Consider the following 14,806-nt stretch of genomic DNA (forward strand, 5'->3'; position numbering starts at 1 on the left):
ACAAATGCCTCGGGGTCCTCCTCGTCGATCACGATGGGGACGGCGCTCAATCCGACGAACCGGTCGTAGAGCACGGATTTGCCTTCCATCACAGGCAAGCTCGCCAAAGCTCCGATGTTGCCGAGCCCCAGCACGCGCGTCCCATTCGTACAGATCGCGATCGTGTGGCCGACCGACGTCAGCGTTCGAGCGCGTCCAGGATCGGCCTCGAGGGCGCGGCAGACGCGGGCCACGCCCGGCGTATAGATGTACCGGAGGTCTTCCAGCCGCTCGACCTCCGTCGTGCTCACCGTTTTGATCTTCCCGCCCAGGTGCCGATCGAACACGAGATCCTTGACCTCCAGCACCTCGGTGTCGGTCTGCGCACGGATCGCAGTCAGCACGTCCTCCAGGTGATCCTCGTCGAGGACGGACAGCGTGACATCGCGCAGCAAGTGGTCGCGGCCGATGTAGCGCGTCTCGATGTCCCCGACGAGAGCGCCGAGATCGCCTACTAGTCCCAACAGCCGTCCGATCATTCCGGGCCGCTGAGGATTGCGGACCGTCAGAACGACGTCGTATTCGGGGAGGGCAGGACGACTTGGAATCGCAGGGTCACTCATGCCTCAAGCTATCCCGCTCGCGCCGACCTCGAGGACGAATGTGTGCCCTAAAAGCGGCTGACGAGATCGTACGTTCCGCGTCCGACGCGCTCGATGCGGCCGCGCTTGGCCATCCTGCTCAAGACGCGTCCCGCGTAGTCCTTGGTCGTCCCGGCGAGCTCAGCGAGCCGATCGCGGTGAACGGCTCCGGGCGTCCGCGCGAGGTGGAAGAGAAGGGTTTGGGCGACGGTCGAGGGCGTGAACGCGGACATGAAAGCGGGAGAACAAGAGGGCAGCGTGCGGCGCCCCGACTGGGCGTCTTGCAACACGGTTCTGCCTGCCTTTCCAACCGGCTAGCGCCGTCAGCGTTTCACACGGACCCAATAAACACCGCTTTACGCCCTCGAGGCCGGCTGTGCGGCACGGTGGCGCCCTCGTGGACGGATCAGACGTTGAAGCGGAACAGCATCACATCACCGTCCGCGACGACGTACTCCTTGCCCTCGCTCCGCATCGAGCCGGCCTCCCTCGCGGCGGACTCGCTGCCGAGACGGTCGTAGTCCGCGAACTTGATGGTCTCGGCGCGGATGAAGCCCTTCTCAAAGTCGGTGTGGATGACGCCGGCGGCTTGGGGCGCCTTGGTGCCCGTCGAGATCTGCCACGCACGGGCTTCCTTTGGTCCGGCCGTGAAGTAGGTGATCAGGCCAAGGAGGGCGTACGCCGCTTGAGCCAGTCGGTCCAAGCCGGATTCCTCGACGCCCGCGGCCTCCAAGAACTCGGCCCGCTCGTCGGCCTCGAGGTCGGAGAGTTGGGCCTCGAACTCGGCCGAAACCACGACGACGCCCGCGCCCTCGAGGGCGGCCCGCTCGCGGACCTGGTCGACGAACGCGTTGCCGTCGGGCAGATCGCCCTCGCCGACGTTCGCGGCGTACAAAACCGGCTTGGCGGTCAGCAGGAACTGAGACTTTAGGATCGGCTCCTCCTGATCCGAGACCTCGAGTGTGCGAGCCGGGAGTCCGTCACCGAGGTGCGCTTCGAGCCGCTCCAAAAAGTCGGCCTCAGCCTTGGCCGTCTTGTCGCCGGTCTTGACCGACTTCGCGACGCGCTCGCGGCGCTTCGTGACCGTCTCGAGGTCCTTGAGCATCAGCTCCGTCTCGATGGTCTCGATGTCCCGAATCGGGTCGACGGAGCCTTCGACGTGGACCACGTTCGGGTCGTCGAAACACCGGACGACATGGGCGATCGCGTCCGTCTCGCGGATGTTCGCGAGAAACTGGTTCCCTAACCCCTCCCCTTTTGAGGCACCGGCGACCAGGCCCGCGATGTCCACGAACTCGATGACGGCAGGCAAGACGTTCGCCGAGCCCGCCAACTCCGCTAGCCGGTCGAGCCGCGTATCCGGCACCGGCACGACGCCGACGTTGGGCTCGATGGTGCAGAACGGGTAGTTCGCCGCCTCGGCGCCCGCCTCGGAGAGCGCGTTAAAGAGGGTGCTCTTGCCCACGTTGGGGAGCCCGACGATGCCGACGCGGAGGGCCATAGGAGGATCTCGGTAAGGGGAACGCCGATGCTACCGACAGCGCTCAGCCGACGGACGGAGCCGGCACGAAAAACGCGTCGTCCTCGAGGGCGAGCCGGAGCGTGGGAGGATGAGGGTGCGGCGCGCGGCTTCGAGGACGAGACGGACCACCATAGTGAGACGTGCCGCGTCGAGATCCTTCGACAGGCTCAGGATGACGTTGGAGGTGGGGCCGCAGCGGGCCCGACGGGTCGTCCTCGATGGGCTGTCCTCGATGGGGGAGCTCCAGCGACCACATTCCCTTTCTACGGCGTCATCCCGAGCGCAGCCGAGGGATCTCGACGCGTGGCAGACTATCGCATCGCTAGAGCCGACCTCGAGGACGGAACGTGCGCGTCGAGATTCCTCGACTCTGGCTGCGCCCTCGAGGACGACGCATCTCCTCCCGGCCTCGAGTAACCTGTCTTCTATCGCACGATCCCTTCCAGTGGCCCGCTTCGCCCTCCTTCTACTTCTCGCCTCGGCCGTGGCGGATGCTCAGACTGGGCCGGACCCGCTCGGGAGCCGGCCGCGCGTCTACGTCGGCGGTGGCCTTGGTCCTGGCTTCGGAGGCATCGTCGAGGCCACAGACCCGATCTTCAGCGTGTTCACGCGTGAGATCGTCCTCTACGCCAACTACGTACCGCGCGTCGTTGGAAGCGGGCGCTTGGTGACGGCCGTCGGGCTCGGAGGGAGCCTGCGCGCGTTGCGCGTGGCGGACGTGGTCCGCAACCGGGACCCCGGTGCGCTCGACGTGGACCTCGGCATCCGAATCGGGCCGTCGTTCAACACCGCCTTTTTCGAGGAGACGGCCGAGAGCCGCTCGCGCTCCTTTAGCGTCATGCTCGACCCGTTCGTCCGCGTAACGTTGCGGCGCGAATCGGGGCGAGTGTTCTTCGCCGAGGTCGGTCCCCAGAGCCCAGCGCTTCGAGCGGGGATCTCGACCTCGATCCGACTTCCTGAGACGCGCTAGCCGTCGATGACGTCCGAGGTAGGGACCGTCACGAAGCGGCGCTCAGGGAGAGCGACGGCCGTCATAGTCCCTAGCCCAGGCCGACCGGCGAATACCGCGCCGGTGTCGATGGCGATCAGCTTGGGGTCGTTGACCGGCGTCGAGACCGGCGTGTGGCCGCAGACGACCGGCATCTCCCACTGCGACAGATCGGCCTCGAGGTGCTTGCGCGTCCACAACACGATGGCGGGGTCGGGGTGCTCGAGGTTCTCTGCGATCGAGATCCGGGTGTCGAAGCCGGCGTGGACGAACGCGAACCCACTGCCCTCCGCCGCCAAAGGCGTTCGGACCAGAAAATCGACGTGGGCCGTCGGGATCATTTGGTCGCCTCTCTCCTCGTACGCCGCGAGCGTCGTCCGGCCGCCGTTGACCCACCACAACTCGGTGTCGCCCTCCCCGATCGCGTAGTCGAGCATCATCTGGTCGTGGTTGCCGCGCAGAAACGTGCACTGCGGGCCTCGGCCGGAGGTGGAATGCTCCTCGAGTTCGATCATCCGGTCGAGGACGGCCGGGCTGTCCGGCCCACGGTCCACATAGTCGCCGACGAACACCAGGTCGTCGTTCCCGTTCATCGGCCGACCCAGGTCGTGGTCGATGGCCGCCAAGAGCGCGTTCAGCGTCCGCGCGCACCCGTGAATGTCTCCGATCGCGTACAGCGCCACGATAGCCTAGGACTTGTTGCTGGACTCCACCAAGCCACGACCCGTCTTCTTGAGCCGGTCGGACTCGCGCAACTCGCGTAGCACGGCATCGAGGACGCCATTGACGAACGAGGCGCTCTTGTCGGTCCCGAACGCACGAGCGACCTCGACGGCCTCGTTGAGCGTCACCTTGGGCGGGATGTCGGGGAAGTAGAGCATTTCTGCGATCGCGATCCACAGCACGAACCGGTCCGTGCGCGCGATGCGGCTCAGGTCCCAGTTCTCGACGTGCCGGTCGATCAGGACGTCGGCCTCGTGGCGCGCGTCGGCGCTCTTGAGGAACAGACGCTCGGCAAAGCGGAGGTACGTCTTGTCGCCCTCGAAGGTGGGCCGGATGACGGTCGCCAGCACGTGGTCGACCGAGTCCTCACTGGCCTCGTAGGCGTAGAGCGCCTGCAGGACGCGCTCTCGCACCTGACGGCGCTTGCTCGGGCGGGGCGGCTGGGACACGGGCGACGGTCAGAGAGCGAGGACCGGCAAGATACCCGCGCGGGAGTCGCCCCCGGTCAAGAGGGAACGAATGGGCGTGTCACGCCTGGCGAACGCCGAGGTCTAGCCGGTATCCGCTTTCGTCGCCGTGCCGCTCGCACCTCCTCCCCCACCCCTCCGGCTCTCCACGCGGCCGATGCTGGTCGTGGCGATCGCGATCGCAGTGGGCGTCGGGATCTCGCGAGCCGCGCCGTCTGTCTCGTCCTCGATGTGGGCCGGCGTCGCAGCGATCATCGCGCTGAGCTTGGCAGCGCACCGGATCAGGACTCGAGGCCGGCTGGTCACGCTCCGTCCGTTCGCTCTCGCCGCTGCTGTCGTCGGCCTCGCCGTCACAGTCGGAGCGATGCGGGACGCAGAATGGCGGTCGGCCCCGGCGAACGATGTCTCTCACGTTGCAGGTCTCGTCCTCGAGGACGAGGTGCCCGTCGCGCTCCTCGGGACGGTCGTCGACGTTCCCGAGCGGACCGACTGGTCGGTCCGGTTCGTCCTCGAGGCCGACTCCGCCGAGCGGCTGGACCGGCAGGTCGCGGTCTCGGGTCGCGTGCAGGCCACGCTGTATCACAACGACGCGACGGCCGTCTACCCGCTTCTCCGCCAGGGCGACACCGTGAGCTTGGAGGGCCGGCTGGAGGAACGACCTCGGCGGCGAAACCCGGCGCAGATGGACTACGGCCGATACCTCGAGAACCTGGGGATCGGCGCGACGCTCACCGTCGAGGACGAGTCACGCGTCGCGTTTCTCAGGCCGAGCCGGCGTCTCGATCACCGCTTGGCGGAGTCGGTCCGTACCCGGGTCCAGCGGACGCTGAGCCGGACCGTCCTCGAGGACGAGCCTCGCGCGTTGCTCTCCGCGCTCATCCTGGCCGACCGCAGCGCCATCGAGGACGAGACGCTGGACGCGTTCCGGTCGACCGGGCTGATGCACTTGCTGGCCGTCTCCGGGTTGCACGTCGGGTTGGTGGGGCTGGTGGTGTACGGACTCCTCAAGCCGATCCTGGGCCGGTTCCGGGTGCGGCGGCGCCGACTCGAGGTCGTGCGGGCCGTGATCACGCTGGGGCTTCTGGCCGTCTACGTGCTGGTGTCGGGCGCGTCGGTGTCCGTCGTGCGGGCGTTCGTGATGGTGAGCGCGCTGATCGTCGGGAGCGCGATGGAGCGGCGGCGGGACACGCTCAACGCGCTGGGGTTGGCGGCGATCGTGCTCTTGCTCCACCGACCGAGCGCGCTGTTCGAGGTCGGCTTTCAGCTGTCGTTCGGGGCCGTGTTTGCGATTGTGACGCTGACGCCGCTCCTGACCTCGAGAGTGCCCGACCGCGTTCGGCAGTCAGCCACCGGTACGGCCATCGTCGGGTCGATGGCGACGACGATCGCAGCGACCATCGGAACGGCGCCGGCGCTGCTAACCCACTTTGGTCGGCTGCCCATCGGCGGACTCGTCCTCAACCTCCCGGCGATCCCGCTGACCGCAGCGACACTGGCCTCTGGGCTCGGGAGCGTGGTGTTGTCTCCGTTCGAGACGGCCTCGAGGACGATGGGAGCCCTAGCGAATGTCACGGGCAACTGGCTGATCGCGCTCACTGAGACCGGCGCCGGCATCGTGGGCCACGTCGCGTACAGCGCTTTCTGGGACGACCCGTTCACCATCGTCGCCTCGGTCTTGATCGTTGGAGCGCTCGCCCTGTGGCGGCGGCCGGTCGCGCGGAGACGCGTGGGGATGGCGGCCGTCGCGTGCATCGCCGTCGGCCTGTGGGACGGCGTCCTCGAGGGCGAGTCCGTCCCCGACCTCGAGGTCGTTTTCTTGGACGTCGGACAAGGCGACGCGACCTTGGTTTCGACGCCGGACGGCTCGCACGTCTTGATCGACGCCGGCATCAAGTCCCCGTTCACGGACCAGGGCGAGCGGACGGTCGTGCCGCACCTCGAGCGCTACGGCGTCCGTCGCCTGGACGCGCTCGTCCTGACCCACGCCGATGCCGACCACATCGGCGGCGCGCGCTCCGTCCTCGAGGCCGTCGAGGTCGGCCAGCTCATCGTCAACGGTGCCGAGGGCGAGAGCGACCTGTGGGACAGCTTGATGCGCGCAGCTGACTCTCTTGGCGTTCCCATCCAACCCATCGAGGCCGGCGACGCCCTCGAGGTCGATCCGTCCGTGCGGATCCGAGCGTTGGGGCCGAACGGCTCGTCCTCGGGGTCGGCCAACGACGCGTCGATCGCACTGCTCGTGGAGCACGGAGAGACGCGGTGGCTCCTGACCGGCGACGCGGAGGTCGCCGGAGAGGCGGCTCTCGTCTCGGCCTACGCCTCCGTCCTCGAGGCCGACGTCGTCAAGGTCGGGCACCACGGCTCCAAGACGTCCTCGACGCCGGCGTTCGTCGAGGCCGTCGGGGAGCCGGCGTTCGCCGTCGTCTCGGTCGCGCGCCGAAACCGCTACGGGCTCCCCAACGACGAACCGCTCGACCGGTGGAGGTCGGCGGGTGCCGACGTGCTGCTCACGTCCCTCGAGGGCGCGATCTGGCTCCGGTCGGATGGCGAGACGGTCGAGCGCGTCGAGTGGCGCGACTGACGTCCTCGAGGACGGAAACCTTTAAGTGCCCTCTGCGACGCGCGAGATGCGAAGCCACCGCGTCAAGGTCGAGGGCTCAAACACGCGCTCTCGAGCCTGGTCCCCGGTCGGACGGCGCCCCGGTGGGAGACCTCGGCCCGAGGTCCGAGCGTTTGGGGCGCTGGGCTGGGGCCGCTGGACATCGAGCAACTCGATGCCCACTCCGATCTCCTGACCGGCCGGTAGGTCCAGAAGTCCATCTTCGGCACCCAGCGGGATGCGCATCTCGATCACCATCGTCTGTGGTCCCCACATCGCCGCGGCCTCGATGCCAGCGTCACCGTCCGGCGAGATCTGTTGCGTGACCACGCCTCGCGTCAACTCCGCCTGGGTGAGTCCGGCCTCGAAGCGTCGTCGCAGGCGCGTCGGATCCTGCCCGTCACGACCTCCGGGCCGCGGCCCGCGCTGGGCGATGTCGCTGCGGCTTGGGTCTCCGGGAGCCGGGTAGCGGACGCCTAGCACGCGGTCGTCGCCACCCATCGGGTCGACCCACACGCGGAGGCCGCCGAGAGCGATCCGCCGCGATTGGCGACCGTCGGCGGCGATCAACGCCACGACCAAGTCATCGTCCTCGAGGCGGAGCCCGATGCTCAAGCCGGACTCATCCGGGACCGGACGGAGCGCTCGAGGCCATTCGTCGGCCGAGCCGTCCACGGTCGTCTCCGCTGGATCGCTGGTCGAGTACAGCGGCGGCGCCGAGCCGCAGCCGGCAGCGAAGACGAGGACGGAGCCGAGCAGAAGGGCGCGCATAGAGGAGAAGTCAGAGCGGAGGAGACGGACGTCGACTTGGAATCCATGCCCGGGGCACGGCGGTCTGCCCGCAAGCTAGGGAGACGGAATCGAGAGCGACCAGCGGCATTTCAGACGGCGGGTGCGGCGCCGGCTAGAAGTCGACGGGCTCGGCCGCGCCGCCGCCATCCCCCTGACGCTGGCGGTCGGGTCGCTCTTCCGTCTGGCCGAACGCGTACGTGAACGTGAGCCCAACCTGCTGACGGCCGAAGGAACGGTTGAACGTCTGGAAGATCCGGTCGTCGTCCTGGGTGAACCCGAACTGCGCCCAGTTGAACGGATCGCGCGCCCGGATCGCCAGGCTCGCGCGGCCATCGAGCAATCGCTGCCGGAGGCCGAGGTCGAAGAACACACGCGACGTGATCCGACCCTGCTCCGTGTCCTGCGGCGCCCGGTACGACGCGGTCGCCTGAAGGTCGAGGTCTCCCCACCCAAATCGGTCGCCGACGCCATAGTTCGCGTTGACGCGCCCGCCCCACCCGAACGCGTCGACGGCCAGCCCATCCTCGACGCCGGACCCGTCGGTCTGCCGGCGGAAGCCCTCCAAGCTGACGAACCCGCGCAGCGCCCCCCCACCCTGATAGCTGACCACGGCCTCCAAGCCGCTCGAGGTCGACTCGTCGAGGTTGCGGAACGTGCTCGTGGTCACGCCTTGCGCGTCGACCGTCTGAAAGCGTCGCACCACGTCGGTCGTGCGGCGCAGGAACGGGGTCACGGTCACCATCCCCCAATCCGTCTGCCGGATCGCGCTCACCTCGAGGGCGTCCGTGAACTCGGGCCGCAGCTCGGGATTCCCAACGCGGACGTTGAGCGGGTCGTCGATGCTAGGGAACGGGTTGAGCTGCCGTCCTCGAGGACGGTCCACGCGGCGGCTGTAGCTGGCGCGCAAGACGGCGAGCGTGCCCAGATCGACCGTCGCCGACGCGCTGGGAAACAGGCTCGTGTCCTCGACCTCGAACGACTCGCCTCCCAACGTGAACGTCCTCGAGGCGATCTCGCCACGCAGCCCCGCCTGAATCGCCACGTCACCAAGCTGCCGGGCGAGTTGGACGTAGCCGGCGTGGACCTGGTTGTCGAGGTCGTACGCGTAGGTCTGCCCCGGAACGACGGTGTAGTCGCCCTCGAGGTCGGCCTCCGTGAGCAGATCGGTAATCTGCGTCTCGAGGTCGCCGCGGTAGCCGGCCTCGAAGCGGGTGTCTCCGATGGGACGCGCGTAATCGGCCTGGAAGGTCGCGCTCTGGCGTGCGTCGTCCCGCGTCGTACGGCGGTCCAGGCCTGCCTCGGCGAGCGTCCCGAGCTCGTCGTTTGCGGACGCGTTTAGCCGCAGGTCGAGAGCGAGGCCGTGTGTGCCGAGGGACACGCGTGAGCCTCTCCCCCGCCGTCCTCTGCCGCCGCCACCCCGTCGCCCTCGAGGACGCTCGTCCGCCGTCTCCTCGCTCACGCCCTCAAAGTCGTGGCGCAAGCCCAAGCGGACCGAGCCGCTGAGTCCGTCCTCGTCCTCGATGGAGGTCCGCAGGCCGTCCTCGAGGACGAGGCCGCCGAGGTCGCGGACCAGGAGGTCGGTGTGGTCGTCCGAGCCGCCGCCTCGGAGCGTTCCATTCGCGGACGCGGTCAGTGTCGTTTGAGGCGTCAGCGCGAGGTCTGCCGATAGACTCGTAAGCGCGGAGGAGCGGGTGCGAGCCGAGACCGAGGTCTGAGACAACTCGTTGGCCGACGGCCCCAGGAATCGGTTGATGCGCAGCCGGTCACTGTCCGCGTCGCGGACATTCTCGCGGTACGCCGCCGTCGCGGAGAGCCGGAGCGGACCTCGGCCGTAGGTCACGAGTGCGTTGCCCTGATAGCCGCCCCGCGTGTCGGCGCCCGTCGTCAACGCGCCGCCGATCCCGAGCTCGGTGTCGTCCTTGAGGACGATGTTCAAGATCCCGCCGCTCCCGTCCGGCTGAAAGGTCGCCGACGGGTTCGGGATGACCTCGATGGACTCGACGGCCTCCGCGGGCAAGCTCTGGAGGTAGACCGCGACAAAGTCCCGACCGACGGGCGCCGGCCGGCCGTCCACCAAGATCACGACGTTCGAGACGCCCCGGAGCGACACGTTGCCCTCGATGTCGACCTCGACGGACGGCAGCGTCTCGAGCGCCTCGGAGGTCGACGCGCCAGAGAGCAGAGGGTCGTCCGAGATGCGATACACCGTCCGGTCGACCTGGATCTCGATGCGGTCCCGCTCGGCCGACACCTCCACGTCACCGAGCGCCGTGGCGTCGACCTCGAGGACGATCGTGCCGAGATCGACCGAGGGCGCGTCCGGCCGCAGGCGCAGCGTGTCTGTCGTGACGGGCTCGAACCCGAGAAAGCGGACGACGGCGTAGTAGCGACCTCGGCTCAGTCCCTCGACTCGGAACGAGCCGTCCGAATCAGTTACCGCACCGGTCTCGACGAACGCCTCGACGCCCCTCCGCGCCGAGACCCGCCACAGCGCCACAGACGCCGTCTCGACGGGTGCACCGGTCTCGGCCTCGAGGACGCGACCGGTCACGCTGTAGTCCGTCTGCGCGAGCGCACTCGAGGACGATACAAGGGCCAGGAGCGCGAGCCCGCGCAGGGCGCTACCCACGACGGGACTCCCGCATCGCGCGTCGAAGCTGCATCTGAATCGCCGCCTGGGCGCGATACACCTCGATTTGAGGAGTTGTCAACAGTTGTTCAACACTTGTGGGTAACGCTCCATCGCGAAACGCCTCCGCCCGCTCGCGCCGGCTCAGGCCTTCCAACGCTGCATCGAGGTCGGCAGATGTTGACGGGGACAGTCCGAGCGCGGCGTCGCGCGCAGCCTTGACGATGGCGGCGCGCGCCGGGTCTCGTCCTCGACGTCCCTCGCCTCGCTGTCCGCGAGCTCCTCGGGCGCCACGCCGAGCTCCGCGCTCGGGTCGCGCTGTCGCCTCGGGTCGCTCGAACAACGCCGTGCGCTGACCAGTGTCGAGCGTCGGCAGCAGCTCGACAGCCAAGGTCCATACCGAGCCCGGATCGTCTGGGCTGTAGATCTCCGCCACCAGATCGGCCTGGTCGTCGGTCAGAGCGAGCCTCGAGGACAGCGCCTCGACCGGGTCGGCGGATTGGGCGGCGAGTGGCGACGCGAGAAGGGCAGCCAGAAGGAGTGTGCGCATGAAAGAAGATCGGGGAGCGTGGCGTCTTTAACGAAGCCGCTGCCCAGCCGGTCTCCGTCACGCGTCCCGATTCGAACGCCGACCTGTCCCGATCGTGTCACGGGAGCCACCGCCCTCGAGGCCGCGTCCTACGGACTCCACCTCGCGCACCGCCATGATTTCTGCCGACGACTTCCGCACGATCGCCGTCTTCGAGGACCAACCCGCCGACGCTCTCGAGTGGCTCGCGTCGGTCGCGGAGGAGCGGCTCATCGAGGCCGGCACCGTTCCGTTCAACCGCGGCGACGTCGCGGACACCATGTTCTGCGTCCTCGAGGGCGGCTTTCAGATCTTTACGATCCAAGGCCCCAAGCGGACCCTCTTCGGGACGATCCGGGCGGGCGAGATCTCGGGGATGCTCCCGTTCTCACGCATGGAGACGTTCGCTGGTGAAGGCGTCGCCCTCGAGGACACGCGCGTCGCGAACATCCACCAGCGGCACTTTCCCGAGATGCTAAACCGGATGCCGGAGGTGGGCAAGCGGCTGGTGGCGCGCATGACGGACCGCGTGCGCGAGTCGTCCAAGAACGACGTGCAGCGGGAGAAGATGATGGCGCTGGGTAAGCTCTCCGCCGGCTTAGCCCACGAGCTCAACAACCCCGCTGCCGCGATCCGCCGGTCGGTGGCCGACCTCCGCGAGCGCCTCGAGATGATGCCCACGCTGGTTACGCGCCTCACGGGCCACGGGCTCACGCCGGACCAGGTCGAGGCCGCGAGAGGAGCGCTCATGACGTGCACGGCGCCGACGCCCGGCACCTTGTCCACCGTCGCGCGGGGCGAAGTCGAGGACGAGCTCGCAGACTGGCTCGAGGACCGCGACATCCCCCACGCCTACATCATCGCCGAGGTTCTTGCCGATGAGGGCGTCACCCCAAAGGCGTTGACCCACCTGGCCGAGCACGTGGACGAAGACGCGCTCGCGGACGTGATTCTGTGGATCGAGAAAGGGCTCGCGGCCGACCGGCTGCTCAACGAGATCGAGCGGGCCTCGGGGCGCATCTCTGACCTGGTCGCGTCGGTCAAGGGCTACACGCACCGCGACCAAGCCCCCGAGCGGCAGCAGATGGCGCTGAGCGACGGGATCGACCAGACGTTGGTGATGCTGGGCCACGCCGTCCGAGCCAAGAACGTCGAGGTCATCCTCGAGTACGGCGACGTGCCGGACGTCTGCGCCTTCCCTGGCGAGATCAACCAGGTGTGGACCAACCTGCTCGACAACGCCCTCGACGCCGTTCCTGAGGGCGGGCGCATCGAGGTCGCGACGTCCGTCGAGGGCGCGATGGTATGTGTCCAGATCACGGACAATGGGCCAGGGATGCCTGAGGAGATCCGAGAGCGCGTCTTCGAGCCCTTCTTCACCACCAAGGAGCCGGGCTCGGGAACGGGCCTGGGCTTGGACATCGCGCGCCGGATCGTGGACCAGCACGAGGGCCGGATCACGGTCGAAAGCGAGCCCGGCCGGACCACGTTCGACGTGTGCCTGCCCATCGAAGCGCCCACGCCGAGCGTGACGCCCCTCGACGCGATCGAGGCGTAGCCTTTCGAGACGTCGAGGCCGAGGATCCCTGGACGCTCGGCCTCGAGGACGTTGTGCGGCGGTCCGACCTCGAGGTCGGTCAGGGAACGCCGTAGGGCGCCGGTCGATACGGCGTCTATGGACGTTGGAACGATCGACCTCGGACTCGCCGGGTGGGGCGCCGCGGCGGTGTACCTCGTCGGCTTCGCGACGGCCATAGACGCCGTGATGCGCACGCGGACGCCGCAGGGCGCGACGGCCTGGGTGTTCGCCCTGGCGACGATCCCGCTCGTCGCCGTCCCGCTCTACTTCGTTCTGGGCCGATCCCGCTTTGGAGACTACATCGACGCCCTCGAAGACTTCGATGTCGAGATCGCCGACGCCCTCGAGACGGCCGAGTCCGGCTCGCTGACGCCGTTCCTGGCCGACGTTCCACAAGAAGGACGTGGGGCCGGGGAGATGCGTGCCTTCGACAAGATGGCGACGATGCCGTTCACCAAGGGCAACCGCATCGAGCTCTTGATCGACGGAGAGCAGACGTTCGACGCCATCTTCGCCGGCATCGACCACGCTGAGCACTACGTGCTGGCCCAGTTCTACACCGTCCACGACGACCGCATCGGGACGGCATTCAAGGAGAAGCTCATCGCCGCCGCTGGGCGCGGCGTCGAGGTCCGGTTCATGTACGACTCCATCGGGAGCCTCGGTCTCGGCCGTCGCTACAAGCGCGACCTCGAGGACGCAGGCGTGACCGTATGCGCGTTCACGGGTCCGCGGAACTGGCTCAAGAAGCTGAGGCTCAACTTCCGCAACCACCGCAAGATCGTGGTCGTGGACGGGACGAAAGCCTACGTGGGCGGCTTGAACGTGGGCGACGAGTACCTCGGCCGAAACCCCGCGATCGGGAACTGGCGAGACACCCACCTCGAGGTCGGAGGGCCGTTGGTGCAAGGCCTACAACTCTCGTTCGCTCGCGACTGGTTCTACGGCACGCGAGACGAGCTCGACGGGCTCGAGTGGACGCCAACGGCTGCCGCGAGCGACATGACGGCCCTGGTCTTGGCCTCCGGCCCGGCCGACGCCTTGGAGACGTGTGGGCTGCTCTACGCGCACACCATCGAGAGCGCCGAGGAGAGGATTTGGATCGCGACGCCCTACTTCGTCCCCGACGGTCGCGTCCTGGGTGCGCTCCAGCTCGCGGCGCTGCGCGGCGTCGATGTGCGGATCCTGATGCCGCGAACGAGCGACAGCATCCTCTTCAAGTACGTCCCCTACGCCTACCTCGAGGAGATCACTCGTGCCGGCGTCCGCGTGTTCTTGTACGAGGACGGCTTCATGCACCAGAAGGTGGCCGTCGTGGACGACGACTTCGTGACCATCGGCACAGCCAACTTCGACAACCGCTCGTTCCGGCTCAACTTCGAGGTCACGGTCGTAGCCCGCGACGAGGGCCTCTGCCACGACGTGTCGGAGATGCTGGGGCGTGACCTCGAGGACGCGACCGAGATCGGTCTAGAAGCCATCCAAGACAAGCCGTTCCTGTTTCGGCTGGCGGCCAACGGGACGAGGCTGCTGGCGCCGGTGCTGTAGGCTCGTCCTCGAGGACGCCTAGTGGTACAAGAACAGCGGGACTGAGGCCTGGTTGAGCAACTTGGTCGCGCTCGAGCCGAAGATCATCTTGCGGAAACCGCTCTTGGCGTACGCGCCTGAGACGACCAAGTCGGCGCGGTCGCCCTGGGCGAGCTCGCAGATCCGGTTGGCCGGGTCGCTGCTCTCGATCCCCGTCGTAGTGATCCGCTCGAAGCCGTAGGCCGAGAGGTAGGCCTCGGCGTCCTCGAGCAGGTTCTCGCTGGCCAGCCGCTCCACCTCCGTCCCGCCGCGGACGTGGACGACCTCGAGGTCGAGATCCGCCCCGAACGGCTGGAGGTGGGCAAACTTCTGCATCGTCCGTGCCGAGGGGCCGCTCCCGTCATACGCGATCGCGACGCGCTGGACGTCGGGGGTCTCAGAGCCGACGATCAGCATCGCGGCGGCACACTCCTGGAGCACCTTGCCCAAGGTGTGCGTGCGGCGCTCGGGCTCGTTGTAGTAGAAGTGGCTCTCGCGGCCGGCGACGAGCAAGTCGTGTGTTCGCATCTCGTCCAGCAAGCTCCGCACCAGCTCGCCCTCACCGACGCGGTCCCGCGTGTGCCGGACGCCCGCCGCGTCGACGCGCTCCGCGAACTGCTGGATCAACTCTTTGGCCTGTGCCCGGGTGGACTCGGTCAGGTCCTCGCGCAGCTTCTGGGCGAAGTACATCGACCCGATCCCTCCGCCGGCCGACTCGCTCTCAATCGCACTCTTGTCGACGAACGCGAGCCC

General features: G+C 68.0%; 12 protein-coding genes and 1 pseudogene. 4 read left to right on the plus strand and 9 right to left on the minus strand.

What is annotated here, in order from left to right:
- The 3 genes and pseudogenes from WBA11_RS10045 to ychF form a co-directional block, all read right to left on the minus strand.
- Positions 1 to 602, minus strand: a pseudogene (locus WBA11_RS10045) (NAD-dependent malic enzyme); the annotation flags it as partial.
- 47 nt (positions 603 to 649) lie between these two features.
- Positions 650 to 853, minus strand: coding sequence for a type IV toxin-antitoxin system AbiEi family antitoxin domain-containing protein (locus WBA11_RS10050; RefSeq protein WP_424520561.1), 204 nt, complete (start codon positions 851 to 853; stop codon positions 650 to 652).
- 173 nt (positions 854 to 1,026) lie between these two features.
- Positions 1,027 to 2,121: a redox-regulated ATPase YchF gene (gene ychF, locus WBA11_RS10055; protein ID WP_424520562.1), complete on the minus strand. Its 1,095-nt coding sequence runs from the start codon at positions 2,119 to 2,121 to the stop codon at positions 1,027 to 1,029.
- 466 nt (positions 2,122 to 2,587) lie between these two features.
- Between ychF and WBA11_RS10060 the strand changes: the two genes are divergently transcribed.
- Positions 2,588 to 3,112, plus strand: coding sequence for a hypothetical protein (locus WBA11_RS10060; RefSeq protein ID WP_424520563.1), 525 nt, complete (start codon positions 2,588 to 2,590; stop codon positions 3,110 to 3,112).
- Here the strand turns inward: WBA11_RS10060 and WBA11_RS10065 are convergent.
- Together WBA11_RS10065 and nusB are read right to left on the minus strand one after the other, a co-directional pair.
- Positions 3,109 to 3,813: a metallophosphoesterase family protein gene (locus WBA11_RS10065; protein ID WP_424520564.1), complete on the minus strand. Its 705-nt coding sequence runs from the start codon at positions 3,811 to 3,813 to the stop codon at positions 3,109 to 3,111. The genes WBA11_RS10060 and WBA11_RS10065 overlap by 4 nt on opposite strands.
- 6 nt (positions 3,814 to 3,819) lie before the next feature.
- Positions 3,820 to 4,302, minus strand: a complete 483-nt coding sequence (nusB, locus tag WBA11_RS10070; RefSeq protein ID WP_424520565.1) for a transcription antitermination factor NusB — start codon at positions 4,300 to 4,302, stop codon at positions 3,820 to 3,822.
- A gap of 127 nt (positions 4,303 to 4,429) precedes the next feature.
- Between nusB and WBA11_RS10075 the strand changes: the two genes are divergently transcribed.
- Positions 4,430 to 6,901: a DNA internalization-related competence protein ComEC/Rec2 gene (locus WBA11_RS10075; RefSeq protein ID WP_424520566.1), complete on the plus strand. Its 2,472-nt coding sequence runs from the start codon at positions 4,430 to 4,432 to the stop codon at positions 6,899 to 6,901.
- A 21-nt stretch (positions 6,902 to 6,922) separates the two neighbouring features.
- On the opposite strand, the gene WBA11_RS10080 is transcribed toward WBA11_RS10075, so the two are convergent.
- The 3 genes from WBA11_RS10080 to WBA11_RS10090 all read right to left on the minus strand — a co-directional run bounded on the left by WBA11_RS10080 (position 6,923) and on the right by WBA11_RS10090 (position 10,890).
- Positions 6,923 to 7,690 carry a hypothetical protein gene (locus tag WBA11_RS10080; protein WP_424520567.1) on the minus strand — a complete coding sequence of 256 codons (768 nt, stop codon included), beginning with the start codon at positions 7,688 to 7,690 and terminating at the stop codon, positions 6,923 to 6,925.
- 133 nt (positions 7,691 to 7,823) lie between these two features.
- Positions 7,824 to 10,340, minus strand: a complete 2,517-nt coding sequence (locus WBA11_RS10085) for a TonB-dependent receptor domain-containing protein (protein WP_424520568.1) — start codon at positions 10,338 to 10,340, stop codon at positions 7,824 to 7,826.
- Entirely contained in the window at positions 10,333 to 10,890 is a 558-nt protein-coding gene (locus tag WBA11_RS10090) for a hypothetical protein (RefSeq protein ID WP_424520569.1), read from the minus strand. The genes WBA11_RS10085 and WBA11_RS10090 overlap by 8 nt, the downstream gene beginning before the upstream one ends.
- A 154-nt stretch (positions 10,891 to 11,044) precedes the next feature.
- Here WBA11_RS10090 and WBA11_RS10095 point away from each other — a divergent pair, with 154 nt between their 5' ends.
- Positions 11,045 to 12,466 carry a sensor histidine kinase gene (locus WBA11_RS10095; RefSeq protein WP_424520570.1) on the plus strand — a complete coding sequence of 474 codons (1,422 nt, stop codon included), beginning with the start codon at positions 11,045 to 11,047 and terminating at the stop codon, positions 12,464 to 12,466.
- A gap of 117 nt (positions 12,467 to 12,583) precedes the next feature.
- Positions 12,584 to 14,035 (plus strand): cardiolipin synthase, encoded by a 1,452-nt coding sequence (cls, locus tag WBA11_RS10100; protein ID WP_424520571.1) that lies wholly within the window; start codon positions 12,584 to 12,586, stop codon positions 14,033 to 14,035.
- Between the two features lie 18 nt (positions 14,036 to 14,053).
- Here cls and WBA11_RS10105 read toward each other — a convergent pair.
- Positions 14,054 to 14,806 (minus strand): universal stress protein (locus tag WBA11_RS10105; RefSeq protein ID WP_424520572.1); only part of this gene is annotated, 753 nt, incomplete at its 5' end.

This window comes from Rubrivirga sp. (genome assembly GCF_049648075.1).
In the GTDB taxonomy this organism is placed as follows: domain Bacteria; phylum Bacteroidota; class Rhodothermia; order Rhodothermales; family Rubricoccaceae; genus Rubrivirga.

Excerpts from the sequence above, each read along its gene's own strand:
- WBA11_RS10050 (WP_424520561.1), bottom strand. The coding sequence starts at position 853 with ATGTCCGCGTTCACGCCCTCGACCGTCGCCCAAACCCTTCTCTTCCAC.
- ychF (WP_424520562.1), bottom strand. The coding sequence starts at position 2,121 with ATGGCCCTCCGCGTCGGCATCGTCGGGCTCCCCAACGTGGGCAAGAGC.
- WBA11_RS10080 (WP_424520567.1), bottom strand. The coding sequence starts at position 7,690 with ATGCGCGCCCTTCTGCTCGGCTCCGTCCTCGTCTTCGCTGCCGGCTGC.
- WBA11_RS10090 (WP_424520569.1), bottom strand. The coding sequence starts at position 10,890 with ATGCGCACACTCCTTCTGGCTGCCCTTCTCGCGTCGCCACTCGCCGCC.
- WBA11_RS10095 (WP_424520570.1), top strand. The coding sequence starts at position 11,045 with ATGATTTCTGCCGACGACTTCCGCACGATCGCCGTCTTCGAGGACCAA.
- cls (WP_424520571.1), top strand. The coding sequence starts at position 12,584 with ATGGACGTTGGAACGATCGACCTCGGACTCGCCGGGTGGGGCGCCGCG.